This window comes from Streptomyces tendae (assembly GCF_014650435.1).
GTDB classification, from domain to species: Bacteria; Actinomycetota; Actinomycetes; order Streptomycetales; family Streptomycetaceae; genus Streptomyces; species Streptomyces tendae.
The window spans coordinates 72265-95448 of sequence record NZ_BMUY01000001.1 but is presented as its reverse complement, the minus strand read 5'-3'; the positions used below and the strand labels follow the sequence as shown (position 1 = coordinate 95448).

Below are 23184 nucleotides of genomic sequence, written 5' to 3'. Positions count from 1 at the left end.
TAACTTACCGGCTCAGCCAGCACAAAAGCACGGGGAGAAGTCCGATGAGTTCCGAAAAATACCCGAATCTGGGGTTCGATCCAGCACCCGGCGATCTTGAGGCCGTCCGGGATCTGGTGAAGGCGGTGGGCCGTGTCACCAGCGGCAGCGACACCGCCCAGACGGAGCTGAGCAAAATGGGAACCGCGGACGGCATTTGGGCGGGCAAAGCGGCCACGGCGTTCCAGGACACCTACTCGCCCGTTCCCCCGTACCTGAAGAAGGCTCTGGGGTCGCTGGACGCCGCGCACCGGGCCCTCGGCAGCTGGGAGACGCAGCTGGACGGATTCCAGTCCAGGGCACGGAAGCTGGAGGAAGAGGCGGCGGAAGCGGCCCGGAAAGTCAACTCCGCGCAGAGCGCGGTGGATTCGCTGCCCTCGTCCACCGTAGGGCTGTCGGACGCGGACGAGAAGAAGCACGAGAAGGACTCCAAGGAGAAGAAGAAGTCCCTGGAGACCGCCAGCGGAGAACTGTCCGCCATCCGCAGCCGGGCGCACTCGCTCCAGAGCGAGCATGGTCAGGCGGCGGCGGACGTCACGCGTCTGGTCAAGGGTGCCGCGGACGACGCGCCTCCCGAGCCAGGCTGGTTCGAGGAGGCGCTGGACGCGGTGGGCGACCTGCTCTCGGACGCCTGGGACACCATCACGGACCCGAACTTCTGGAAGCTGATCGGTGACATTCTCGCGGACATCGCCATGGTCGTCGGTGTCCTCGCGATCTTCTTCTCCGGCCTCGGAGTGGCCGCGTTCGTCATCGCAGGGCTGGCGCTCGCCTTCCACCTGGCTGCCAAGGCCGGTGGAGCCGACGTGACCTGGGAGACCATCGCATGGGACGCCGTCGGTGTGTTCGCCGGCGGTCTCAGCCTGGCCGGCGCCCGGCTCGCCCAGTCCGGCCGCGCCCTGGTCAACGCCGGCCGGGAACTGCGGCTGTCGTCCGGCTTCATGAAGGCACTCGGCAACGTCCGGTTCGGCAACATCCTCAACGGCCTGCGCGGGCTTCCCAGCGGGGTCGCCAACTCCGCACGGGGTCTGGGCATGGCAGGCAAGGGCTGGTCGTTCGTCGCCGCCGGCACCGCCGTCGACAAGGCGGCGACGTGGTCCGGTGCCGCGCTGGCGATCGGCTCCAACATGCACAACGGCACCTGGGACCAGGGCCGGTGGACGGACGGCGAGTTCAAGATCGGCGACATTCCGGTCGTCGGACCGTTCATGGACTACTTCGGCGCCACCGACGACGGCGAGGTCATGGCACCCGGACCGACGTCCCCCACCTTCGACACGCAGACCGCCCTCACCTCGTCGGGCGGTACCTTCACCAAGCACCTCGATCCCTCGCAGATGGGTACGGCCGCATGAGCGCCGTGTCCCACGGCCCGACCGGTGACATCGAGCGCAGCACGACCGCGCCCTTTCACTACGCCTTCCACCACGACGTTCCGGACGAATTCGTCCGGCTTCCGGAACCGACGGAGTCCGACGGCTGGCGCGAGGCCATGGCGGAACTGCTGCCGGGAGCGGACGCGGAGGCACGGGACGCCGCCAGCGAGGGCCTGCGCCGCCAGTTGCCGCTGCTGAGCGCCAGGGAGAACGTGCTCCTCACCGCCATGTGCGTCGGCACGGAGGAGGTGGACGGGGGAGAACGCCTGTCCATGGGCCTGCTCGCGGTCACCGTCCGCCCGAGTGGGCACAGCCCCGCCCGACGACTTTTCACCGCCGAGGGCATCTACCAGGCGACCGCCAAGAAGTTCTTCGCAAACGTCGTCGAAGACCGCCTGGAAGAGATCGCCTTCCCTCTGGGAGAGGGGCTGCAGGGTCCCCAGGACATGGTGCTCGCCACGAAGCTTCCGTGCGGGCCGGGCGTCATGTCGACGTCCCTGCGCACGCTGCGACTTCCCCCCATCGAGGCCGGGATCGCCGTACCACCCCTTCCGATGGCGGCCCTGCAGTTGATCGTCCCGGCACCCCACAGCTACTGCGTGTACGTCACCATCTCCACACCGTCCGTCTTCCTGCTCGACTCCTACAGCGCGCGCCTCGCCCACATCGGCCGCACGCTCAGGTTCGGCGAGCCACACGGGGACGCCGACCCTGCCCCGGGACGGCATGGATGCTGAAAGCTCAGCTCAGAGCGCTGCTCCGGGAGAGTGCGCGGAGCCGGGAGCGGTATGAAACGCGCAATCTCCAATGGTCGTGGCGCAGATTCGCGGCCTTCGCCTACATCGCCGAGCAGTACGGATACCGGTACGACGGGCTCTCCCCGCTCTCCCCCAAGGGGAGCCCGAACCCGTACTTCGCCTTCCGCCGACTGCCGGACGCGCCGGAGCGGGCGGCGTGGAGCGCACAGCACTACCCCGCTGCGCCGGACGGCGGGCCGCTGCCCGGCATGCGCCCCGGGGGCCGCCGCCTGCGGCCACTGCCCGAGGTGCGGCACGAGGTCGATCTCCTGCACGCCCGCATCATGGTCGACTACAGCCGCACCCACCGACGCCGGGGACTGACCGCCCTCCTGGTCCTGCTGGTGGCCATGCTCATTCCCCTGTCCCAGACCGGTTTCAGCGCCCAGTCGCTGCTGGTGTGCGGCGCCGTCTGGCTGTTCTTCGCCGCCCTGTGGCTGACGGGCCTCGCCATCGCACGGCACCGGTACAGGAAATACAGTCGCGTGCTCCGGGACTCCGGGGTCGACTGGCCCTCGAATCCGTCACTTGCCTAGCGCTCTGGCGAAATCGGGAAGCACGCAGATACGGTCAGTAGCCTCGACCGCACTTCTGTCTCACGGGGAGTCCACTGTGAAGCGCCGCTCTTTGCCCGTTGCTGCCGCGCTCGCCGCCTCAGCCGCCTTGCTGCTGACGGCCTGCGGAGGCGGGGACGACAAGTCCAGCGACAACGACAAGATCGCGGGAGCGGACCAGGGGTCTGTGACCCCGAGCGCGACAGCCGAGTCTTCGGCGGCACCGGCGGAGGACAAGCCGGACGGCGTGGACCTGTCCCTCCCCAAGGACATGAACCTGGTCTTCGACTGGGACAAGCCGAAGGACAAGAACGAAGCGGCCGCGATGGACGACGCGGCAAACTACGTTCGCGCCATCTACCGGGGCGTCGACAAGCGCACGACCAAGGACGCCTCCTTGGCCACCTACGCCACCGGGGACGGGCTGAAGTACGCGCGCACGCAGATCGACGCCCGACTCGAAGGCGACTGGACGTCGACCGGCACCCGCCGCCACTACCAGGCCACCACTCGGTCCGCCCCCAACGGCAACTCGGTGGAAGTCGCGTTCTGCGTGGACTCGAGCAAGTTCTACTCCAAAGAGGTCAAGACCGGGAAAGTCCTGAAGGGCACACCCAGCATCACGGACTTCGACTACTTCAAGATCGTCATGTCCAAGTACCCGACGGGGGACGGGATGTGGCAGGCGTCCAAGGTGTTCGTCGAAACGAAGGCGGCGAAATGTCAGTGACGACGTCACGGCGCACGGCCCTCATCACCGGCCTGGCTGCTCTGACGTTGGCCCTGGGCACCTCCCTCGCGGATCCTGCGTACGCGGGAGAGCAGCCGAGCAACGGCCAGGGCGCCGACACCGAACAGTCCGGCGGCGGCGACAAGACCGGCATCTACGCAGCCGCACGCATCACGTACTCCGGTTCCGTCGCCCCGAACGGCGGCACCGGAAACGTGACGTCCGCCGACGTCGATTGGACTCCCCCGCCCTGCTGGTACGCCCCCTACCTCGGCGCCAAGGACTTCAAGAAGAAGATGTCCGCCGAGATAGAGGAGGCCGCGAGCGCGCCCGGCATGACCGGGACCCCCGCCGCGGCGATCGGCCAGACGAAGGCGCACTACGAGGACGAGTACGGCTGGACGGACACCCCCGGTTACAAGGACTACAACGTCGCCAAGGACGGCGAGGGGATGTTCTGGGCCGGCGTCGAGAATCCGAACGAGCCCGACTATCTGAAGCGCAACTCGTGCACCGACCTCCCGTTCTGGGTCGACAACGGCGAGGCCCCGCCGCCCCAGTACGAGGAGGCCATCACGCCGGAGATACTCGCCGCCCTCGCGTACCAGCACATGGAGCTGCCCGGCACCGAGGTCACCCTCGCCCCCGCCGTGACCACGAAGGTGAACCTGCCGACCTGGGCCTGGCTCGACAAGGCCGACTTCCACGAGGTCCAGGCCACGGCGGCCATCGACGCCCCCGGCTTCGCCCTCACGGCCACGACCACCGCGAAGCCGGTATCGCTCAAGCTGGAGCCGGGCACCCCGGATGCCGAGACGTACCCCGCCTCAGGCGAGTGCACGATCAACGTCGACGGCTCGATCGGCGAGCCCTACGCCCAGGGCAAGGCCGACCGGACTCCGCCCTGCGGCATCAAGTACCTCCGCTCCTCCGGAGACGGCACCTTCGACCTCCAGGCCACCATCACCTGGGAGATCGCCTGGACCGGCACCGGCGGCGCGGGCGGCGACCTGCCCGACGGCACCTTCGAGAACGCCCAGGCCGTCACGGTCCAGGAAATCCAGGCGGTCAACCGCTGATGGGGCGGGTTCGCCGTGTAGGAGAGAAGGGTCCTTGTGGTTACAGTGACCGCCCCGGAACCCAGCGCAGGGATTCGGCCATGGCGTCACAAAGATCGCCCATGGGTCCCTCGGTACCGCTGAGCGGCATCGAAAAAGCCAGGTGCAGGTAGCCCGCATCACCCGGCATCCGAACATGGTGATCCAGCGTCGTCGCCGTGCGGACTCGCACCGTAGGCCCGGCCGGCATGTCGACGACGCCCACGTCGGCCTCGGCGTCGCGATCCGAGCTTCTGCGCTCGCTCAACGCCTCGGCGAATGCCTCGGCCGTCGGCGCAACTCCGCGAGGCATCGGTGGCCAGGAGATCAGAAGGGAGGCCGGTGCGATCGCCGTGCCCTCGGACGATTCCGTGCGGAGGAAGAATTCCAGCGCACCGCGGGCCAGGCCGTTCTCGGCCGTGTTGCGGAGGATGGTCCAGACGCTGCGGGGGACGTCCCCGGAAGTCCCGCTCCCGGCGAACTCCTTGTCCACGTAAGTCTTCAACTGACCGCGCCAGCGCTCCTGCGTGAGGTCGACACGAAACCAGTCGCGGGGTACGAGGATGCGGTAGTCCGAGGGCGGGGCGTCAGGTACGGGCCCGGTCACGTTGCCGCCGCGGAGGTGATGAGCGGCGTTCCGTCGGCGCGGAACAAGCGGATGCTGCTGACGGTGTTGCCGAACATGGTCGAAAACACGTCCCACCCCGCCATGGTGGGCGTCGACATCTCCATCATGAGAGAGGTGCCGTTCGGAAGCGGCACGTAGACCCGTATGTACCAGTTCGGGAAGGTGAGCTCCTCGCCCGAGGCCGTAAGTTCAGCGACCAGCTTGTCCTCGCGGCTGCCGATATACGACACGGCTGATCCACACGGCAGCTCGATCTCGGAGACCTCCGCGTCGCCGGACTTGCGAAGGTCCGCGGCGATCGCCTTCACCGCATCGGCCACGTCCGAGTCTTCCGGACTGTCCACCAGGGCGGCGTACACCGTCGCGGTGCAGGGGGTGTCGTCGACCGCCGTGACGCAGAGACCGGCGTACTGGGCGCCCGCCGCCAGCAGGTCGTCGACGCCCAGCGCACACGTGACTGCGAGTGCCGTCTGAGCCTCTTGCCCGGCCCCCGGAAGGGCCTTCTCCACGAGTTCGCCCAGCAGGCGGACCGCCTCGTCGTCGTCCGTCTCCTGGATCGGGATGTCGTGGAAGATCTCCGGCATCACCCACCGCACCTGGATATCGTCTGCGCGGAGCACGGGCGGGGCAGGGTGGGTGGGTATCAACTCGGCGAGTTCGGGCTGGCTCGTCACGGGGACTCTTCCCTCTCAGGTATGGGGCGTTCCGGCGCTTCGGGGAAGAACTTCCGCGAGGTGGCGTACATACCGTAATAGGGGTACATGCTCGGAATTTCGGCCCCACCTTTGCGGGCCATGCCGACGATCTTTCGGTACAGACGGGCGCGGCACCGCACATTGCGCACGACCGGGTCGAGGAGGCTGCGCCGCCGGACCAGGACGATGGCGACAATTGCGGCGCAGACGATGACGGCGTCCACGGCGATGAAGGCGATCTGGAACTGGCGCGGCTTCTGGGATGCGACGAGATCCCAGAAAGGCCAGGCCCCCACACCGAAGACAAACAGTGGCAGGGCGAGCAGACACCCAAGAAGGCTCCCCTTCTCCGTGTCCTCACGCCGCTGGAAGAGCATCCAGTGCACGGCCCTGTCGTCAAGGAAGTCGAAGCGCACCTCTTGCCCGAAACGCTCGGCGGCGGCCTTGGCTTCCGGAACGGCGGCCACGACCGACGACGGCACCATGGTGTGGACGGCACCCTGGTCGTCGACGAACGTTCCGGGCTCCATGGCGTGGTAGTCGCTCACAGGGTCATCTCCTTACCCAGTGGGGGCGAGTGCGGAATGGAATGCCGTCGACCGCGGTTTCGGGCTTGGCTGCGGCGATGGCGACGGTGTGGGCCGGGGTCCTTGGTTCGGTGTCCTGCCCTCGTTGGACGAGTCACCGAGTTCTTCGAACCGGTTCTTCAACTTCACCACGCTGTGTACGCCCAAGTTGACCAACGATCCACCCTTGATGTAACGGGTAAGGACTTCCGGGCTGAATCCACCCGGCGGCAGCTTGATCTTGGTGATGTCCTTGCTCTTCAAGAACTTCGAGGCCCAGACGACTCCCTTGTTGAAGTTCTTCACCGCGAACCCGTTGGTGAATCCGGACCAGATGGCGTTCCTCGCAGCGAGCAGGCGTGCTCCCTTTGCCGCCGCCGTGAGGCCCTTGATCGCCCCGAGTCCGGGAATGATCCCCAGGACGTCGAGGCCCATCTTGAGCAGGTCGAGCTTTCCACCTCGAGCGAAGTAGTCATAAAGGCGCCCTGACAGCGCGGTGGCACTCATCACTCCGGCTGCAACGACGAGGAACACCGCGAGGGTACCGCCGGAAAGAACAACCGCAGCCACCAAAGCCGCCACGGCCAAGAACGTCCCCACGGCGGAAAACAAGTCAGCGTGATCCGCGATCCAGTTCATGAAGCCTCCGGGGTCCTTGACCCCGTCATGGTGGATCACGTTCTTGATCTTCCGGGCGGCATGGCGCGCCGCATCGTCCCGGATGGCCTTCGCCCTCATGATCTTTTTTTCGCCTTCGAGCATGAGCTGCGCGGCGTCGTCGCTCTTCTTCTGCTGCTTGCTGTGCTGCACCGCGTCGTCGCCCGTCAGCACTTTCCCATTGAGCGGGTCCAGGATCTTGTTGGCCGCCTTGTAGTCGACCTCGGCGTCCCGATACTCCTGAAGTCCCTTGTCCGCCAACTGCTGGGCCCGGTGCAGTTCGCTGGCGTACTCGGACGACTCTCCACCTCCTTCCCGGACCTTGGTGCCCATGGCGATCGCGGCTTCGTCGTAGCGGTCGTAGGCGTCCTTGAGGCGACTCGATGTGTCGCCTGCGATCTCGTGGAACGCCCGGCCGGCGTCGCTGTCCCAGCCGTCGACCGACGCCAGCGCCTTGATGTTCCGCGCCTGCTTGTCGATCTCGTCTGCCATGCCGCGCAGCTCCTTGCCGAGCCGCGCCACCTCATACGGGTCGCCGGGCACCGGATCGGAGTCGTACATCGGTGACCAGTCCTGCGGACGGGCTGTCACTGCTACTTCTCCTTCTTCCCGCTCTTCTTGGCGTCCCTGAGCGCGTTCGCCAGCTCGTGGTCGACGTCCTCATACGCCTTGGCCGCGTTACCGGTGTACTTGGCGAGGTTCTCGATGTCTTCCATGAGCTTCTTGCGGTTCTTCTTCCAGGTGTCGGAGAAGTCGCTGAAGACGTCCCGCAGTTTGTCGCTGCCCAGCGCGTCGCCGTACTCTTCGGCGGGGTTGCCGTTGTCCTTGAACTCCCGGTGCATCCGGTACAGGGACTTCGAGCATTCCTTGATCACGTCAAGGTCGAGCCGAGTTCTGTCTGCCACCCGTTCAGACTTTCTTCCTCAGGCACCGCCTCATCCGGGCACGGCTGGACACGGTATGTGCCGCCTCACGCCCGGACAAGGGAGTGACGTCGACATCAGCCCTTGGCGCCCTTGGCCAGCTGCTCGTCCAGGTCCTCGTACGCCTTCTTGGCGTTGGTGAGGAACTTGGACAGGCCCTCCAGGCCCTTGACGGTCTTGGCCGCGCCCTTGGTGAAGTCCTTGATGGACTCGTCGTACGCACCGGACGCCTTCTGCGTGGTGAAGCCGTTGGCGACCAGCTCCTCCACACCCTTCTCGATGGCCTTCAACATGTCTTCCATGTCGCCCATCGCCTTGATCAGGTCGGTGGCCTTCTTCTCCATCTCGGCATAAGTAAGGTCCGTGTCCTTCGCCATGACAGCTCTCCCTCCCATCGCCTCAGGGCCTTCCCCCGTGGCGTGACTGACGCGGTCCACCCGGCCGTTCGTCCACCGGCCGTCCGCATGAGCGAAGATCCTACGGGTGGAGCTGTTGGGACGACAGGGACGCCTGACGGCGGAAACGTGAACCGGTGCACATATCCGGCCAGTGAAGCGGCCTCAGCCCGGCGAAGAGTCCGGGTGGCCCGACCCGTGGCCTCCGTGTCACCCGCCAGGGAGCGGAGTGACGCGCATGGTCCGGACCGCTTCGTCGGCCAGCTCGGTGATCTGCTCCGTGAGGGCGACCTTCTCCCAGATCACCGTGACGACGACGAGACTCTCCATGCCGGGTGGGAAGGCGGCGTACTTGATGAACGCGGCCAGCTTGCGGCCGAAGCCGAGCATCCGCCTGACCTTGAGCATCGCCTGAATGCGCACGGCGGGCCCCGCGGCCAACGCGAGGCGGGTGATCTGGGGGTCACCCGTGACCTGTGCGTTGCCCCACTGCAGAAGCAGCGGGATAACCTCTTCCGGGCCTGGACGGGGTACGCCCTCGTCTCCGTACGAGTCGACCGTGAGGTTGGCCAGAGCCTCCCCCGCCTCGGAGTAGTACGCCGCCGCGAGTGTGGGCACGTCGCCGTTGAGGTCCACGGCACGTTCGACCACATCGTCGAAGACCGCGCTCTTCTCGATCTCGAGGCCCAGTGGATTGAGCCGGTTCACGACCTCCGTGGCCAGCGCCTTGGCCTCGGCCCGGGTTCCTTCGCGCAACGTGAGATCGATCCAGCCGGGCTGGAACTCGAAGGTGCACTCGAAGGTCTCATCCAGCGGAGCGGGATCGTCCGGTGCGGTCATGCTCGGACCTTTCGTGCGGCTACAGACAGGGCACGCCGGTTCCGGCCACCTTCTGGAGGCTTTGTCCAGACGGACGACCCGGTGCGACAGGACGGCTCACGCCCCGCCACACCGGGCTGTGTCACGTGCGCCCCGGCTCAGCCCTTGGCGCCCTTGGCGAGCTGCTCGTCCAGGTCCTCGTACGCCTTCTTGGCGTTGGTGAGGAACTTGGACAGGCCCTCCAGGCCCTTGACGGTCTTGGCCGCGCCCTTGGTGAAGTCCTTGATGGACTCGTCGTACGCACCGGACGCCTTCTGCGTGGTGAAGCCGTTGGCGACCAGCTCCTCCACACCCTTCTCGATGGCCTTCAACATGTCTTCCATGTCGCCCATCGCCTTGATCAGGTCGGTGGCCTTCTTCTCCATCTCGGCATAAGTAAGGTCCGTGTCCTTCGCCATGACAGCTCTCCCTCCCATCGCCTCAGGGCCTTCCCCCGTGGCGTGACTGACGCGGTCCACCCGGCCGTTCGTCCACCGGCCGTCCGCATGAGCAAAGATCCTACGGGTGAGGCACTTGGGACGACAGGGATGCCCGGCAGCACCAGCGTGAACCGGTGCACATCCCGACCCGTGCGGCCCGGCGCATCCCGTTGCACGGGGGTGAGGTACGGCGGCTAAGGTCGCTTCACTGTGTGAAGCGTTTCCGGGGGCGGCCTCAGCCCAGCGAGGAGGACGAACGTGCGCCTGAGTCTGACCGTCGTCGACCCGGTCGGCGGAGCCAGCACCGATGTAGTGCTCGACGCCGATCCGGAGTCGTCGGTCGGCGACATCACTCGGGAGCTGGCGCGCCATGTCGGTGTCACCGGTGGTGCGGAGATCATCCCCATCGGCGGGCGACCCGGCCCCGGCGGTACACCGCAGGCCTTCGTCGACGGCTACGCCCTCGACCCCGACGCCAACATCGTCGGCTCGCCACTGCGCGAGGGCGCTGTCGTCAGTCTGCACGATCCAGCGGGCTGCGTGTCCGGCGAGCCGACGGGGGTCGTGGAGTTCCGCGTGGCCAGCGGTCCCGCGGCCGGTGCCGTGCACCGGCTGGGTGTCGGTCGGTACGACATCGGCAGCGGCCCGGCCGCGCACCTGCGCATCGACGACCCCGAACTCGCCACGCGTGCCGCCACGCTGTCCATCGCCATGGACGGTACCTGCGACGTCACTCTGCACGGCATCGAGCCGAAGAACACCGCGGACGAGGAGAAGAAGAGGGAGAAGGGGAAGAATAAGGAGGAGGCGGAGAGCGCCGGCGACAGCGCGCATCCCCGGCTCGACGGCGAGGCGTTCGAGGGTGGCAGCTGGCCCCTGGGGGCCCAACTCGCCCTCGGCAACACGCTCCTGGAGATAGCCGCCTACACCCCTCCCGACGCTGCCCTGAAATGGTCGGAGGACGGAGCCGGGCTCGACTACAACCGGCCTCCGCGACTGCGCCCGGCGGAGCGCACGACGCAGTTCCGGCTGCCTTCTCCGCCCAGGGAGTACGAAGTCCGGCCGCTGCCCTGGCTGATGGCCCTGTTCCCGCTGGTCGGCGCGGTCGTATCCGTCATGATCTTCGGGCGCTGGTACTACCTGATCATGGCTCTGCTGAGTCCGATCATGCTTTTCGGCAACTACTTCAATGACAAGAAGCACGGGCGCAAGTCCCATGCGAAGCAGGTCAAGGAGTACAAGGAGACCAAGGAGCGGATCGAGAAGGACGCCCAGGACGCGCTGCGGCTGGAACGGCTCGACCGACGCGGCGCCAGTCCCGACCCCGCCTCCGTGCTGGCCTTCGGCACCGGCCCGCGCACCCGGCTGTGGGAGAGGCGGCGCACGGACGCCGACCATCTGCTCCTGCGGGTCGGCACCGGCCAGGTGCCGTCCGAAGTCGTTCTCGACGACCCGGAGCAGGACGAGCACAAGCGTCAGGTCACCTGGGAGATCGAGGACTCGCCCGTCACACTGCCGCTGAGGGACCTGGGCGTCATCGGTGTCGCCGGGCCCGGCGACTCGGCGCAGGCACTCGCGAGATGGGCCGTGGCGCAGACCGCGGTGCTGCACAGCCCGATGGACGTCCAGTTCTACGTGCTCACCGAGAACCACGCGCAGCCGCGCTGGGACTGGGTCCGCTGGCTCCCGCACGCCCGCCCCGCGAGCGGCCAGGACGTCAACGTGGTGATCGGGACGGACTCCGAGACCGTGAGCGCCCGGGTCGGCGAGCTGACGCAGTTGCTCGACGCCAGGCAGAAGGCCCTGAAGGAGAACAACAGCGGTGGTGCCGGCCCCGCCTTCTCCGACCCGGACATCGTCGTCGTGTGGGACGGATCGCGCCGGCTGAGGTCGCTGCCGGGCGTGGTACGGCTCCTGCGGGAAGGGCCGGCGGTCGCCATGTACGCGATCTGCCTGGACGAGGAGGAGCGCTTCCTGCCCGGCGAATGCCAGGCATTCGTCGTCGCCGAGCCACTGGCCCACGACGCCACCGCCGCGGCACGGCCCGGCAACGCCCCGCCGGCCGCCGCCGGTGGCTTCCCCTCCTTCCAAGCCTGGCACCAGGGCGCCCAGCAGAACGAGCAGGCCGCCGAGCGGGCCCCCGAACTGCGACTGCGTGTCGAGCAGACCGGCGCCCGGCGCAGGTCCGGTGTGCGGCCCGACCTCGTCTCGCCCGCCTGGTGCGCGCGGCTGTCCCGGGCGCTGGCGCCCCTGCGCGACATCAGTGGCGAGACCGAGGACTCCGCGCTCCCGTCCTCGAGCCGGCTCCTCGACGTGCTCCAGCTGGAGCCCCCGACCCGCGACGACGTCGCCGCGCGCTGGCGCATGGGCGGCCAGTCCACCATGGCGGTGATCGGTGAGTCCTACGACGGTCCCTTCGGCATCGACATCCGGCGCGACGGCCCGCACGGCCTCATCGCCGGTACGACCGGTTCGGGCAAGTCGGAGCTGCTCCAGACCATCGTGGCCGCGCTCGCCGTGGCCAACACCCCCGAGAACATGACGTTCGTCCTCGTCGACTACAAGGGCGGGTCCGCCTTCAAGGACTGCGTCAAGCTCCCGCACACCGTCGGCATGGTCACCGACCTCGACGCGCACCTCGTCGAACGCGCCCTGGAATCGCTGGGCGCGGAGCTGAAGCGGCGCGAGCACATCCTCGCCGCCGCCGACGCCAAGGACATCGAGGACTACCAGGACCTGGCGCGCCGGGACCCGTCCCACGCACCCGTTCCCCGACTGCTCATCGTCATCGACGAGTTCGCTTCCATGGTGCGCGACCTGCCGGACTTCGTGACGGGCCTCGTCAACATCGCGCAGCGAGGCCGCTCCCTCGGCATTCACCTCCTGCTGGCCACCCAGCGGCCGAGTGGTGTCGTCTCGCCCGAGATCCGCGCCAACACCAACCTGCGGATCGCCCTGCGCGTGACCGACGCCGGTGAGTCGACGGACGTCATCGACGCTCCCGAAGCCGGTCACATCGCCAAGAGCACCCCGGGCCGCGCGTACGTCCGTCTCGGCCACGCCTCCCTCATCCCCTTCCAGTCCGGCCGCGTGGGTGGCCGCCGCCCGGGTGCGGCCGATCCGGCGGCGCTCGCCCCGTGGGCCGGGCAGCTCTCCTGGCAGGAACTGGGACGGGCCGCGCTGACGAAGCCCAAGTCCGAGGCGCGGGAGGACGACGAGATCACCGACCTCAAGGTCCTGGTCGACGCCATCCGGGAGGCCAACCACAGCCTCGGCATTCCGGCCCAGCACTCTCCGTGGCTGCCCGCCCTGGACGAGGCCCTGCTGTTGGACGACATTCCGGAGGTGCGCAGCCAGGGGGCGCTGCCGGCGGCCCCGTACGGCATCGCGGACCTGCCGTCCGACCAGGCCCGCCGCCCCGTGGTCGTCGACTTCGCCGCCTTCGGGCACCTGCTCGTCGCCGGTGGCCCGCGCAGCGGCCGCTCGCAGGTACTGCGCACCATCGCGGGCTCCCTGGCCCGCACCCTGTCGAGCGCCGACGTCCATCTGTACGGCATCGACTGCGGCAACGGCGCCCTCAACGCGCTGACCCGGCTGCCGCACTGCGGCGCGGTCGTCAGCCGCAATCAGCAGGAACGCGTCATCCGGTTCTTCAATCGGCTCACCGGTGAACTCACCCGGCGGCAGGACCTGCTGGCGGAGGAGGGCTACGCCGACATCGGGGAGCAGCGGGCCGCCGCGGCCGAGGACGAGCGACTGCCCCACATCGTGGTCCTCCTCGACCGCTGGGAGGGCTGGCTGCCCACGCTCGGCGAGTACAACCACGGCGACCTCACCGACCAGGTGATGGCGATGATGCGCGAGGGCGCGAGCGTCGGCCTGCACCTGGTGATCACCGGCGACCGTCAACTGCTGACGGGGCGGATCTCCTCCCTCACCGAGGACAAGTACGGTCTGCGCCTCGCGGACCGCGGCGACTTCTCGTTGCTGGACATCAACGCGCGCAAGATCCCCGAGGAGATTCCGCCCGGCCGCGGCTTCGCGAGCGGGACGGCGACCGAGACCCAGTTCGCCCTGCTCGCCGAAGACACCACCGGTCAGGGTCAGGCTGCCGCGCTCGCCGCGATCGGCGAGGCGGCGACCGCCCGGGACGCCGGGCTGCCGCGCTCCCGCCGCCCGTTCCGCGTCGACGTCCTGCCCAGCCGGATCTCCTTCGCCGACGCCTGGGCCATGCGCGACCCGGCGGCGAGCGCCTCCCCGCTGTGGGCGCTGGTCGGTGTCGGCGGCGACGAGCTCACCGCCTTCGGCCCCGACCTCGCCCAGGGCGTCCCGGCGTTCGTGATCGGCGGGCCCGCGAAGTCCGGGCGCAGCACCGTGCTGCTGAACGTGGCGCGCTCCTGCCTCGCCCAGGGCGTACGGCTGGTCCTGGCGGCGCCCCGCCCGTCGCCGCTGCGTGAACTGGAGGGGACGGAGGGCGTCCTTAAGGTCTTCACCGGCCGGGACATCGACGAGGACGAGATGGAGGAGCTCGTCGGGACGGCCAGTCCCGAGCAGCCGATCGTCGTCCTGGTCGACGACGCGGAGGTGCACGACGACTGCGACGCGGAGGACGTCTTCAAGCGCATCGTCGAACGCGGGGTGGAGGAAGGTCTGGCCGTCGTCATCGCCGGTGACGAGGAGGAGATCTGCGACGGCTTCTCCGGTTGGCAGGTCGACATGAAGAAGGCCCGCCGCGGCATCCTGCTGTCCCCGCAGGACAGCTCCGCGGGAGAGCTGATCGGCATCCGCACGAACCGGAGCATGGTCGGCGGCCAGATCACTCCCGGCAAGGGCATGCTGCACCTCGGCAGCGGGGAGCACCTGACGGTCACGACGCCGATGTGACGGGCACCGGCCGCCCGGAAAGGACGACGGGCCGCGGGACCGAGAGGTCTCCGCGGCCCGTCGTCCTCGCTCTCGCTACACCGCCGGCAGCGCGTAGATCTCGTGGCCGTGCGTCGCCATCAATCGGTTGCCCGCGAGGGCGACCTGCCACGGCTCGCCGACGGCCTTGCTGTCGGTGTACGTCCAGCGGAGCTTGCCCGTCCGCGTCTCCAGGGCGACGATGCCGCCGTCGACGGCGCCGCTGGCGCCGTACAGGGTCGAGCCCACGCGGCGGAACGACTCCGGGCCGTCGATGTCCAGTTCGTCGCAGAGCCAGTTCCGCTTGCCGGTCCTGACGTTCACCGCCCATACGCCGTCGTCGTGGTCGCTGACGTAGAGCACGCCGTCGACGACCGTCGGGTTGTCGAAGCCGCGTCGGCCGGCCGGGGCGAGTGTCCAGGCCGTTTCGCCCTTCTCCACGTCGACGGCCTCGAGTTCGTCGCCCGGCAGGAAGACGAGGCCGCCTGCGACCGTGGGCTGCCAGGACCACTCGTCACCGATCTTCCTGGTCCACACCTGGCCGCCGGTGGCGGTGTCCCGGACGGTGAGGTTGAGGTTCGAGTCGGCGTAGACCAGGTACTTGCCGGAGGCGGTGCCCTGGACGTCGTAGTCCTTCGTGCCCCAGTCCCGGTGCTGTATCCACGTCTTCTTTCCCGTGGTGTGGCTGACGGCCGCGACGGCCGTGCGGTACTCGGTGGCGCTCTTGGACTGGCCGTAGTCGGTGGCCGTGACGTAGACGTTCTTGTCGTCGATCGCGATGGTGTCCTCGACGGACAGTTGCTTGCCGAGGCGGCTGCGCCATGCCTCCTCGCCGGTCTTGACGTCGTAGGCGACCAGGGCGCCCTCGTAGTCGCCGTCGGCGAGGAACACCTTGCCGTTGTGAAAGAGGAGTTGGGCCCCCGGCCGACAGATGCCCGCCTTGGTCCAGCGGGCCTCGCCGGTCCGGACGTCGTAGGCCACGAGCGGGTCGCCGCTGACCAGGAGCAGTCCGTCGTGGGTGAGGGGCGGTACGCGCGGGCTGGTGCTGTCCTTCCCGGCCGACTTGTGCCACAGCGGCTGGGGAGCCACCCCGGCGGGCGGGGTCGTGAAGTCGTCGTCCGCCGGATCGGCCGAAGTCCCGGTGCCGGTTGTCCCCTTCGCATCGTCGGAGGCGTCGTCCGACGTGAGTGCCCACGCGATGCCGCCCCCGGCCACCGCGACGGCCGCCGCGCCGCCCAGGGCGATGCCGAGGACGCGACGACGGGAGCGGGCGGGAGCGGGTTGTGCGGCCTGTCCGACTCGGACGGTGCCGGGCAGCGGAGTCCCGTACGCGGGTACCGGGGTGCCGCCGGGCGCCGTGCCGTGGGCGGGCGTTCCGGTCGACGACGCGCCGTCGAGCATGGTCGGTGCCGGGCCGAAGCCGGTCGCCGGACGGTGCTCCGGCTGCGGAGCGGTCCGCGGCGTTCCGGGTGCCTCCAGGTCCAGGATCCCCGCGGCGTGGGTCGCGATGGTCGACGCGACGGCCGACGGCAGCCAGTCGTGGAGGGCGGCGTCGATGCCCTGCCCGGCCAGCGCGGCGACGATCTCACCCGGCGCCGGACGCTGCGCCGGGTCCTTCATCAGGCAGGCACGGACGAGTCCCAGCAACGACGGAGGCACGTCCGTCAGCTCGGGTTCGCCGTGCACGACCTGGTAGAGCATCCCCGCGTGCGAGGTCGTGCCGTCGCCGAAGGCACCCCGCCCGGTGGCCGCGAACACGAGCACGGAACCGAGGGAGAAGACGTCACCCGCGACGCCGACGTCCTTGCCCATCGCCTGCTCCGGCGACATGTAGCCGGGCGAGCCGACCACCACTCCGGTCTGGGTCATACGGCTGCCGTCCACCGCCCGTGCGATGCCGAAGTCGATGAGCCGGGGTCCGTCGGCGGCGAGCAGGACGTTGGACGGCTTGAGGTCCCGGTGCACCAGGCCCGCCGCGTGGATGTCCCGCAGAGCCGCGGCGAGACCGGCGGCCAGTGCGCGAACCGTGCGTTCGGGCAGCGCCCCATGGACCGCGACCACGTCGGTCAGGTCGGGCCCGAGGACGTACGACGTGGCGAGCCAGGGCAGCGGCGCGTCCGGGTCGGCGTCCGCGACGGGGGCGGTGAACCGGCCGGAGACCGCCTTCGCGATCTCGACCTCGTGCCGGAAGCGCTCGCGGAAGTCGTGGTCGGCGGCGAGATCGGGGCGGACCACCTTGACGGCGACGGTACGGCCGCCGGGCGATCGGGCGAGGTAGACACGGCCCATTCCACCGGCGCCGAGCCTTCGCAGGAGGCGGTAACTGCCCAGCTCACGCGGATCGTCCGACTGCAGTGTCTCCATGGCGGGCCTTCCCCGTAGCGAAACCTTGGCGAACGCCTTGACGAACGGTCAACTCATCGCCGGTGTTCGTGTCGCAGCCACAGTAGTGACAACGGGGTCAGGGCCATTACCGGGGCATGGCGGCGTGGAGGCGGCGGACCGGTGGAGACCGGGGCGCCGCTACCCGATCTTCGACAGCCGTGCCTTCGGCCGGCCCGACTCCTCGCTCTTCGAGGCGTAGTCGAGGTCGTCGCCGACCGGGGTGAAGGTGACGGTCGTGGGCGCCGGGTTGCAGCCGTCGTGGTTGCCCTCGGCGCCGACGGAACCGGCGACGAGCTGCTTCTCCGTGACCTTCTTGAGGGTGATCACGTCGACGCAGACGCCGCCCAGCGCGTCGGTCTGGTGGAGCCTGCCCAGTTCCTGGCCGACCTTCGCCTGCTTGATGGTGATCCGGAAGGTGCCCAGCGGCAGCTTGCCGTCCAGGGCGGCGGCCTGGCCCTCCCAGGCGCCGAGGTAGCGCGCGGGCAGCCCGCCGGGGGTGGCGGCCGGGGGATCGTGGGACGCCTCGTTGCCGCCCGCGTTGTTCGCGTCGTTGCCCGGGCCCGGCAGCAGGTCCAGGACGAACACCGACCCCACCGTCACCGCCGCCAGCGCGCCCGCCACCGCCAGGGCCACGGTGCAGCTGATCCGCCGGCCGCGTCCCTGGGCGCCCTGCGTCGAGGTCGCCGCGACGGAGAGGGCGAGCCTGCCCGGGGAGTGCGTCGTGCCCGCCCCGGCGCCCGCGCCGTCGTTCGGTGGCCCGGGGTCCCTCGGGCCGGGGACGGACGGGAGGGCGGGAGAAGGGACAGGGGCAGGGGCAGGGGCGGGCGACGAGGGCGGATACGAGGGCGACGTGGGCGTCGGCATCACCGGGGGCGGGCCGAAGACACCGGGCGCCGGGGCCGCCGTCCCGGCGTCGCCCCCCGCCGTGACCGACGGCCGGCTGAACCCCACGGGCCCCGAGGCCCCGGTCTCCGCCTCCCCCGCCTCCAGGTTCAGCAGCTGTACGGCGCTCCGGCTGACCCGTTCCACCAGCGCTCCCGGCAGCCAGCCGCCGGTCACCAGGCGGGCCGCGCCCTCGGGGGCCAGGCGCCGGGCGACCTCGGCGGGGGCCGGACGGGCGGACGGGTCCTTCGCGAGGCAGGACGCGACCAGCTCGCGCAGCTCCCCGTCGCCCAGGCCGTCGAGGCTCGGCTCCTCGTGGACGACCTTGTAGAGCAGCGCGGCCGAGGAGTCACCCGGGAAGGGCGGCTGCCCCGTCGTCGCGTACGCCAGCACGGCGCCCAGCGAGAAGACGTCCGCCGCCCCGGTCACGCCCTTGCCGAGGATCTGCTCGGGGGACATGTAGCCGGGCGAGCCGATGGACACACCCGTCGAGGTCAGGGAGGCGGTGCCGTCCGTGGCGCGGGCGATGCCGAAGTCGATCAGGAGGGGGCCGTCGAGGGTGAGGAGGACGTTGGACGGCTTCACGTCGCGGTGGACCAGGCCCAGCTCGTGCACCGCGGCCAGCGCCTCGCCGAGGCCCGCGCCGAGCGCCCGTACCGAGTGGGCGGGCAGCGGGCCGCCGTCCGCTACGGCCGACGTCAGGGAGGGGCCGGCCGCGTACGCCGTGGCGACCCACGGCACGCGCGCCTCGGGGTCCGCGTCCAGCACGGGTGCGGTCCAGGCGCCGCCGACCCGGCGCGCGGCGGCCACCTCGCGCCGGAACCGGGCCCGGAACTCCTCGTCCAGCGCGAAGTGCGGGTGCACGATCTTCACCGCGACCGTGCGGCCGCCGGCGCTGCGGCCCAGGTAGACCCGGCCCATGCCGCCGGAGCCCAGCCGGCCGAGCAGCCGGTAGGGGCCCACGACGGTGGGTTCGTCGACTTCGAGCGGCCGCATGGCGTCCACCCCTCCCCCGTACGCCGGTACCTGCCAGCAGGGTAGTGGGCGGCCCGCGGCGACGCCCCGGCCGTGTCAGGGCTTCAGCAGCTCCACCTTCACGTCCGCCGGGAAGCCCGTGGTGGGGCCGACGCGGCGGGCGAACTCGGTGACCGCCTCCAGCTGCGGGGCGCCGAAGCGGAAGTCGAGGGTGGTGAAGTACTTCGCGAGGGTGTCCTCGTCGAAGGCCTCCCAGCGGGCGGCCTGCTCCGCGACCTTCTCGACCTCCTCCAGGGAGAGGTTGCGGGAGGCCAGGAACGCCTCGTGCACCTTGCGGGTGATGAGCGGCTCGCGCTCCGCGTAGTCGCGCCGGGCCGCCCAGACCGCGAAGACGAACGGCAGGCCCGTCCACTCCTTCCACAGGGCGCCCAGGTCGTGCACGTCGAGGCCGTAGCGCGGGCCGTCGATCATGTTGGCGCGCAGGGCGGCGTCCCCGATCAGGACGGCCGCGTCGGCCTCCTGCATCATCAGGCTCAGGTCCGGCGGGCAGGTGTAGTAGTCCGGCTGGACCCCGAAGCGCTCGGCGAGCAGGAGCTGGGCGAGGCGTACGGAGGTGCGCGAGGTCGACCCGAGGGCGACGCGGGCTCCGTCCAGGCGGTCCAGCGGGACCTGGGAGACGATCACGCACGACATCACGGGGCCGTCGCAGCCGACGGCGATGTCCGGGAAGGCGACGAGGTCGTCGGCGTTCTTGAGGAATTCGACCAGGGTGACGGGACCGATGTCGAGATCACCGCGCACCAGCTGCTCGCTGAGCTTCTCCGGGGTGTCCTTCGTCAGCTCGAAGTCGAGGAGCGTCCCCGTTCTCGCGAGCCCCCAGTACAGGGGCAGGCAGTTCAGGAACTGGATGTGGCCGACGCGCGGCCGGGTGCGAGAATTGTCCACATCGCGAGGCTAGCCCTCCCCCGGGAACCGCCCGTCGCCGACCCCCGGCGTCAGCCGAACGGCACAGGGGTTCAAACGTCCGGGTGAAGTGATCTTGACCTCTGTTGCGCTCGGGGGCCTGCGTGCTAGGCTCACAGCAAGTTGCAGTTTGGTTTCCCTTGCAGTACAGAGCCTGCGGAGCATGTGACCGCGGGCTCTCGTCGTTCTCAGACGTATGCAGTTGTGCGACATTCAAAGTCTTCACACTTGCTGGTTCTGGAGCAGGGCAACCCTTTGGGCCCAAGGAGGGCTTATGGCTACCGGAACCGTGAAGTGGTTCAACGCCGAAAAGGGCTTTGGTTTCATCGCCCAGGAAGGCGGCGGCCCCGACGTCTTCGTCCACTACTCCGCGATCAACGCGACCGGATTCCGGTCCCTCGAGGAGAACCAGCAGGTGTCCTTCGACGTCACGCAGGGCCCCAAGGGTCCGCAGGCGGAGAATGTCACTCCTGTCTGATTGACAGCAGTACCCAAGGAGCCCCGCGCCGGTTTCGGCGACGGGGCTCCTGCCTTTCATGAATCCTTCGTGAATTCCTCACCGGGACCCGGCTGTCGTCACCGGACCCGGCTGTCAGTGGCTGCCGCTAGGGTCCGCCCATGACTGCCGACCCCGCCTTCGTGACCACCACCCGGACCTTCTACGACGCCATCGCCGAGGACTACCACGCCCGCTTCCGCACCGTGCTCGACGACGCCCCGCTGGACCGGGCGCTGATGGGCGCCTTCGCCGAGCTGGTCGGGCCGGAGGGGCAGGTGGCCGACCTCGGCTGCGGGCCCGGCCTGGTCACCGCGCACCTCGCCTCGCTGGGCCTACGGGTCTTCGGCCTCGACCTGTCCTCCTCGATGCTCGCGATCGCGCGCCGGGAGAACCCCGGGCTGCGGTTCGAGCAGGGGTCCATGCTGGAGCTGGACCTGCCCGACGGCGCCCTCGCGGGAGCGGTCTCCTGGTACTCCTCGATCCACACGCCGTGGGAGCGGCTGCCGGACCTCTTCGGCGAGGTGCGGCGCGTGCTGGCCCCGGGCGGGCATCTGCTGCTCGGCTTCCAGGTCGGTGACGAGCCGAACCACCACAATCGCCCGTGGGGCCACCCGGTCGCCCTGGACTTCGAACGGCGACGGCCGGAGCCGATGGCCGAGCTGCTGGAGCAGGTCGGGTTCACCGTGCTGTCCCGGACGGTGCGGTTCACCGAGGAGACCACCCTCGCCCAGGTCCCGCAGGCGTTCCTCATCGCCCGCCGCTGAGCCCAGGGGGTCCTGTCGCTGAGCCCAGGGGGTCCTATCCCTCGTACAGCCCCTCCACCGCCCCCGCGAAGTCCCGCATGATCACCTCGCGGCGGAGCTTCATGGAGGGGGTCAGGTGGCCCTCCCACTCGGTGAAGTCCCTGGGCAGGACGGCGAAGCGGCGGATGGACTCCGGGCGGGAGACCAGTTTGTTGGCCTCGTCGACGGCGCGCTGGAGCACCGCGTGGACCTCCTCGTCGTCCACCAGCAGCTCCGGCGGCACCGGGTGCTTGCCGTTCATGCGGCGCCAGTGGGTGACGCCGTCCGCATCGAGGGTGAACAGGGCGGAGACGTAGGGCCGGCGGTCGCCCAGGACGATGCACTGGGAGATCAGGGGGTGGGAGCGCAGCCAGTTCTCCAGCGGGGCCGGGGCGACGCTCTTGCCGCCCGCGGTGATCAGCAGCTCCTTCTTGCGGCCGGTGATCGTCAGATAGCCCTCGTCGTCCAGGCTGCCGATGTCGCCGGTGGCGAACCAGCCGTCGGGTGCGGCCTGGACGACGCCGCCGGCCTGCGGGTCCCAGTAGCCGTGCAGGACCTGCTCCCCCGCGACGAGGATCTCGCCGTCGGCGGCGATGCGGATACGGGTGCCGGGCAGCGGCCAGCCGACGGTGCCCAGGCGCGGTTTGAGCGGGGGCGTGACGGTGGCCGCGGCGGTGGTCTCGGTGAGGCCGTAGCCCTCGAAGATCTCGATACCGGCGCCGGCGTAGAAGGCGGCCAGGCGACGGCCGAGCGGGGAACCGCCGCAGATGGCGTACTTGACCCGGCCGCCCATGGCGCCCCGGATCTTCCGGAAGACGAGCGGGTCGTAGAAGGAGCGGGCGGTCTTCAGGCCGCGGCCGGGGCCGCTGCCGGTGCCGGTCTGGCGGGCCTCCTTGGCCTCACCGTAGCGCACCGCCACCGAGACGGCGCGGTCGAAGGCCGAGGCTCGGCCGCCGGACTCGGCCTTGGCGCGGGCGCTGTTGAAGACCTTCTCCAGCATGTACGGGATGGTCAGCAGACAGGTCGGCCGGAAGGCCGCCAGGTCGGGGAGGAGGTCCTCGGGTTTCAGGCTGGGCGCGTGGCCGAGGCGGACCCGGGCGCGGACGCAGGCCACCGCGACCATGCGGCCGAAGACGTGGGACATCGGCAGGAAGAGCAGGATCGAGGGCTCCTCGCCGGTCTCCGCCTTGAAGACGGGGTAGAGCAGCTCGATCGCGTTGTCGACCTCGGCGAAGAAGTTGCCGTGGGTGAGCACGCAGCCCTTGGGGCGGCCGGTGGTGCCGGAGGTGTAGATGAGGGTGGCGAGGGTGGACGGGCCGAGCATGCCGCGGCGCACCTCCACCTCCGCGTCCGGGAGCCGCTCGCCCAGCTCGGCCAGCCGCTCCACGTGGCCCTTCTCCATGACCCACAGGTGCCCCAGGTCGGGGATGCGGTCCAGCTCGGGGCCGAGGGCCGCGGCCTGCGCGGCGGTCTCGGTGACCAGGGTGACGGCGCCGGAGTCCTGGAGGATCCAGCGGGTCTGGAAGAGCGAGGAGGTGGGGTAGATCGGCACGGTGACCAGTCCCGCCGCCCACGCGGCGAAGTCCAGCAGCGTCCACTCGTACGTCGTCCGGGCCATGATCGCGATGCGGTCGCCCGGCATCAGCCCCTCGGCGATCATGCCCTTGGCCACCGCCAGCACCTGCCCGGCGAACTCGGCCGCCGTGACGTCGCTCCAGTCGCCGTCCGGCGACCTGCGGCTGAGGACGACCTGCCCGGGCACCGCCGCCGCGTTGTCGAAGGGCAGGTCGGCCAGGGACCCGCGGCGCACCGGCGGGGCGAACGGCGGTACGTACGCCTCCCTGACGGTCCCGTCCAGCATCCGCGTCTCGGGCGCCACCAGGGTGGGACCCGGCGAGTCGGCGTAGGCGGCGGATGCGGCGAAGGACGGAAGCGGGGTGGACACGGGCGGCTCCTGGGACGTGCAGCAAAGACACTGCTTCTGCTTCTGCGGTCGCGGCTTCCGGTGCCGCTGCTTCGGCTGTCGCTGGTTCTGCTGCAT

At 69.7% G+C, this 23184-nt stretch carries 20 protein-coding genes; 8 read left to right on the top strand and 12 right to left on the bottom strand.

Annotation, left to right across the window (positions count from 1 at the left end; translation table 11 throughout):
- Nucleotides 1-44: 44 nt before the first annotated feature.
- The 5 genes from IE258_RS00430 to IE258_RS00410 all read left to right on the top strand — a co-directional run bounded on the left by IE258_RS00430 (nt 45) and on the right by IE258_RS00410 (nt 4575).
- Nucleotides 45-1394, top strand: a complete 1350-nt coding sequence (locus IE258_RS00430) for a putative T7SS-secreted protein (RefSeq protein ID WP_189737492.1) — start codon at nt 45-47, stop codon at nt 1392-1394.
- Nucleotides 1391-2152: a hypothetical protein gene (locus tag IE258_RS00425; RefSeq protein ID WP_189737489.1), complete on the top strand. Its 762-nt coding sequence runs from the start codon at nt 1391-1393 to the stop codon at nt 2150-2152. Before IE258_RS00430 ends, IE258_RS00425 begins: the two co-directional genes overlap by 4 nt.
- Nucleotides 2146-2748 carry a hypothetical protein gene (locus tag IE258_RS00420; protein WP_189737486.1) on the top strand — a complete coding sequence of 201 codons (603 nt, stop codon included), beginning with the start codon at nt 2146-2148 and terminating at the stop codon, nt 2746-2748. The genes IE258_RS00425 and IE258_RS00420 overlap by 7 nt, the downstream gene beginning before the upstream one ends.
- A gap of 76 nt (nt 2749-2824) precedes the next feature.
- Nucleotides 2825-3496 (top strand): hypothetical protein, encoded by a 672-nt coding sequence (locus IE258_RS00415; protein WP_189737483.1) that lies wholly within the window; start codon nt 2825-2827, stop codon nt 3494-3496.
- On the top strand, nt 3487-4575 hold the full coding sequence (locus IE258_RS00410; RefSeq protein ID WP_189737481.1) for a hypothetical protein: 1089 nt from the start codon (nt 3487-3489) through the stop codon (nt 4573-4575). The genes IE258_RS00415 and IE258_RS00410 overlap by 10 nt, the downstream gene beginning before the upstream one ends.
- A 40-nt stretch (nt 4576-4615) precedes the next feature.
- Here the strand turns inward: IE258_RS00410 and IE258_RS00405 are convergent, their stop codons facing one another.
- From IE258_RS00405 to IE258_RS00370, 8 genes are all read right to left on the bottom strand, one after another.
- Nucleotides 4616-5086, bottom strand: a complete 471-nt coding sequence (locus tag IE258_RS00405; protein WP_229891891.1) for a hypothetical protein — start codon at nt 5084-5086, stop codon at nt 4616-4618.
- Nucleotides 5087-5196: 110 nt separating this feature from the next.
- Nucleotides 5197-5895: a hypothetical protein gene (locus IE258_RS00400; protein ID WP_189737479.1), complete on the bottom strand. Its 699-nt coding sequence runs from the start codon at nt 5893-5895 to the stop codon at nt 5197-5199.
- Nucleotides 5892-6464 carry a hypothetical protein gene (locus tag IE258_RS00395; protein ID WP_189737475.1) on the bottom strand — a complete coding sequence of 191 codons (573 nt, stop codon included), beginning with the start codon at nt 6462-6464 and terminating at the stop codon, nt 5892-5894. Before IE258_RS00395 ends, IE258_RS00400 begins: the two co-directional genes overlap by 4 nt.
- 12 nt (nt 6465-6476) lie before the next feature.
- Nucleotides 6477-7730, bottom strand: coding sequence for a putative T7SS-secreted protein (locus IE258_RS00390; RefSeq protein WP_189737472.1), 1254 nt, complete (start codon nt 7728-7730; stop codon nt 6477-6479).
- 2 nt (nt 7731-7732) lie between these two features.
- On the bottom strand, nt 7733-8044 hold the full coding sequence (locus IE258_RS00385) for a hypothetical protein (RefSeq protein WP_189737469.1): 312 nt from the start codon (nt 8042-8044) through the stop codon (nt 7733-7735).
- Nucleotides 8045-8139: 95 nt separating this feature from the next.
- A complete protein-coding gene (locus IE258_RS00380) occupies nt 8140-8439 on the bottom strand; it encodes a WXG100 family type VII secretion target (protein WP_087807860.1) in 300 nt (99 codons plus the stop codon).
- Nucleotides 8440-8667: 228 nt separating this feature from the next.
- Entirely contained in the window at nt 8668-9297 is a 630-nt protein-coding gene (locus tag IE258_RS00375) for a hypothetical protein (RefSeq protein WP_189737466.1), read from the bottom strand.
- Between the two features lie 137 nt (nt 9298-9434).
- On the bottom strand, nt 9435-9734 hold the full coding sequence (locus tag IE258_RS00370) for a WXG100 family type VII secretion target (protein WP_087807860.1): 300 nt from the start codon (nt 9732-9734) through the stop codon (nt 9435-9437).
- Nucleotides 9735-10013: 279 nt separating this feature from the next.
- Here IE258_RS00370 and IE258_RS00365 point away from each other — a divergent pair, with 279 nt between their 5' ends.
- Nucleotides 10014-14639: an FtsK/SpoIIIE domain-containing protein gene (locus IE258_RS00365; RefSeq protein ID WP_189737462.1), complete on the top strand. Its 4626-nt coding sequence runs from the start codon at nt 10014-10016 to the stop codon at nt 14637-14639.
- A 75-nt stretch (nt 14640-14714) separates the two neighbouring features.
- Here IE258_RS00365 and IE258_RS00360 read toward each other — a convergent pair whose 3' ends face one another.
- From IE258_RS00360 to IE258_RS00350, 3 genes are all read right to left on the bottom strand, one after another.
- The gene (locus IE258_RS00360) at nt 14715-17021 is read right to left on the bottom strand and encodes an outer membrane protein assembly factor BamB family protein (protein WP_189737459.1); all 2307 of its coding nucleotides are present in this window, start codon (nt 17019-17021) and stop codon (nt 14715-14717) included.
- A 159-nt stretch (nt 17022-17180) separates the two neighbouring features.
- Complete coding sequence (locus IE258_RS00355) at nt 17181-18920, bottom strand: serine/threonine-protein kinase (RefSeq protein WP_189737456.1); 1740 nt, start codon at nt 18918-18920, stop codon at nt 17181-17183.
- Nucleotides 18921-18995: 75 nt separating this feature from the next.
- Nucleotides 18996-19844, bottom strand: a complete 849-nt coding sequence (locus tag IE258_RS00350; RefSeq protein WP_159328614.1) for a menaquinone biosynthetic enzyme MqnA/MqnD family protein — start codon at nt 19842-19844, stop codon at nt 18996-18998.
- A gap of 292 nt (nt 19845-20136) precedes the next feature.
- Here IE258_RS00350 and IE258_RS00345 point away from each other — a divergent pair, with 292 nt between their 5' ends.
- Together IE258_RS00345 and IE258_RS00340 are read left to right on the top strand one after the other, a co-directional pair.
- Nucleotides 20137-20340: a cold-shock protein gene (locus tag IE258_RS00345; protein WP_004984723.1), complete on the top strand. Its 204-nt coding sequence runs from the start codon at nt 20137-20139 to the stop codon at nt 20338-20340.
- Nucleotides 20341-20480: 140 nt separating this feature from the next.
- Nucleotides 20481-21125, top strand: coding sequence for a class I SAM-dependent DNA methyltransferase (locus IE258_RS00340; RefSeq protein WP_189737453.1), 645 nt, complete (start codon nt 20481-20483; stop codon nt 21123-21125).
- A 34-nt stretch (nt 21126-21159) separates the two neighbouring features.
- Here IE258_RS00340 and IE258_RS00335 read toward each other — a convergent pair whose 3' ends face one another.
- Nucleotides 21160-23088 carry an AMP-dependent synthetase/ligase gene (locus IE258_RS00335; RefSeq protein ID WP_189737449.1) on the bottom strand — a complete coding sequence of 643 codons (1929 nt, stop codon included), beginning with the start codon at nt 23086-23088 and terminating at the stop codon, nt 21160-21162.
- Nucleotides 23089-23184 lie beyond the last annotated feature (96 nt).

Bases quoted from the DNA above. Each gene is read 5' to 3' on its own strand.
- IE258_RS00355 (WP_189737456.1), bottom strand. From the start codon at position 18,920: ATGCGGCCGCTCGAAGTCGACGAACCCACCGTCGTGGGCCCCTACCGG.
- IE258_RS00340 (WP_189737453.1), top strand. From the start codon at position 20,481: ATGACTGCCGACCCCGCCTTCGTGACCACCACCCGGACCTTCTACGAC.
- IE258_RS00430 (WP_189737492.1), top strand. From the start codon at position 45: ATGAGTTCCGAAAAATACCCGAATCTGGGGTTCGATCCAGCACCCGGC.
- IE258_RS00410 (WP_189737481.1), top strand. From the start codon at position 3,487: ATGTCAGTGACGACGTCACGGCGCACGGCCCTCATCACCGGCCTGGCT.
- IE258_RS00380 (WP_087807860.1), bottom strand. From the start codon at position 8,439: ATGGCGAAGGACACGGACCTTACTTATGCCGAGATGGAGAAGAAGGCC.
- IE258_RS00370 (WP_087807860.1), bottom strand. From the start codon at position 9,734: ATGGCGAAGGACACGGACCTTACTTATGCCGAGATGGAGAAGAAGGCC.
- IE258_RS00360 (WP_189737459.1), bottom strand. From the start codon at position 17,021: ATGGAGACACTGCAGTCGGACGATCCGCGTGAGCTGGGCAGTTACCGC.
- IE258_RS00420 (WP_189737486.1), top strand. From the start codon at position 2,146: ATGCTGAAAGCTCAGCTCAGAGCGCTGCTCCGGGAGAGTGCGCGGAGC.
- IE258_RS00345 (WP_004984723.1), top strand. From the start codon at position 20,137: ATGGCTACCGGAACCGTGAAGTGGTTCAACGCCGAAAAGGGCTTTGGT.
- IE258_RS00375 (WP_189737466.1), bottom strand. From the start codon at position 9,297: ATGACCGCACCGGACGATCCCGCTCCGCTGGATGAGACCTTCGAGTGC.
- IE258_RS00425 (WP_189737489.1), top strand. From the start codon at position 1,391: ATGAGCGCCGTGTCCCACGGCCCGACCGGTGACATCGAGCGCAGCACG.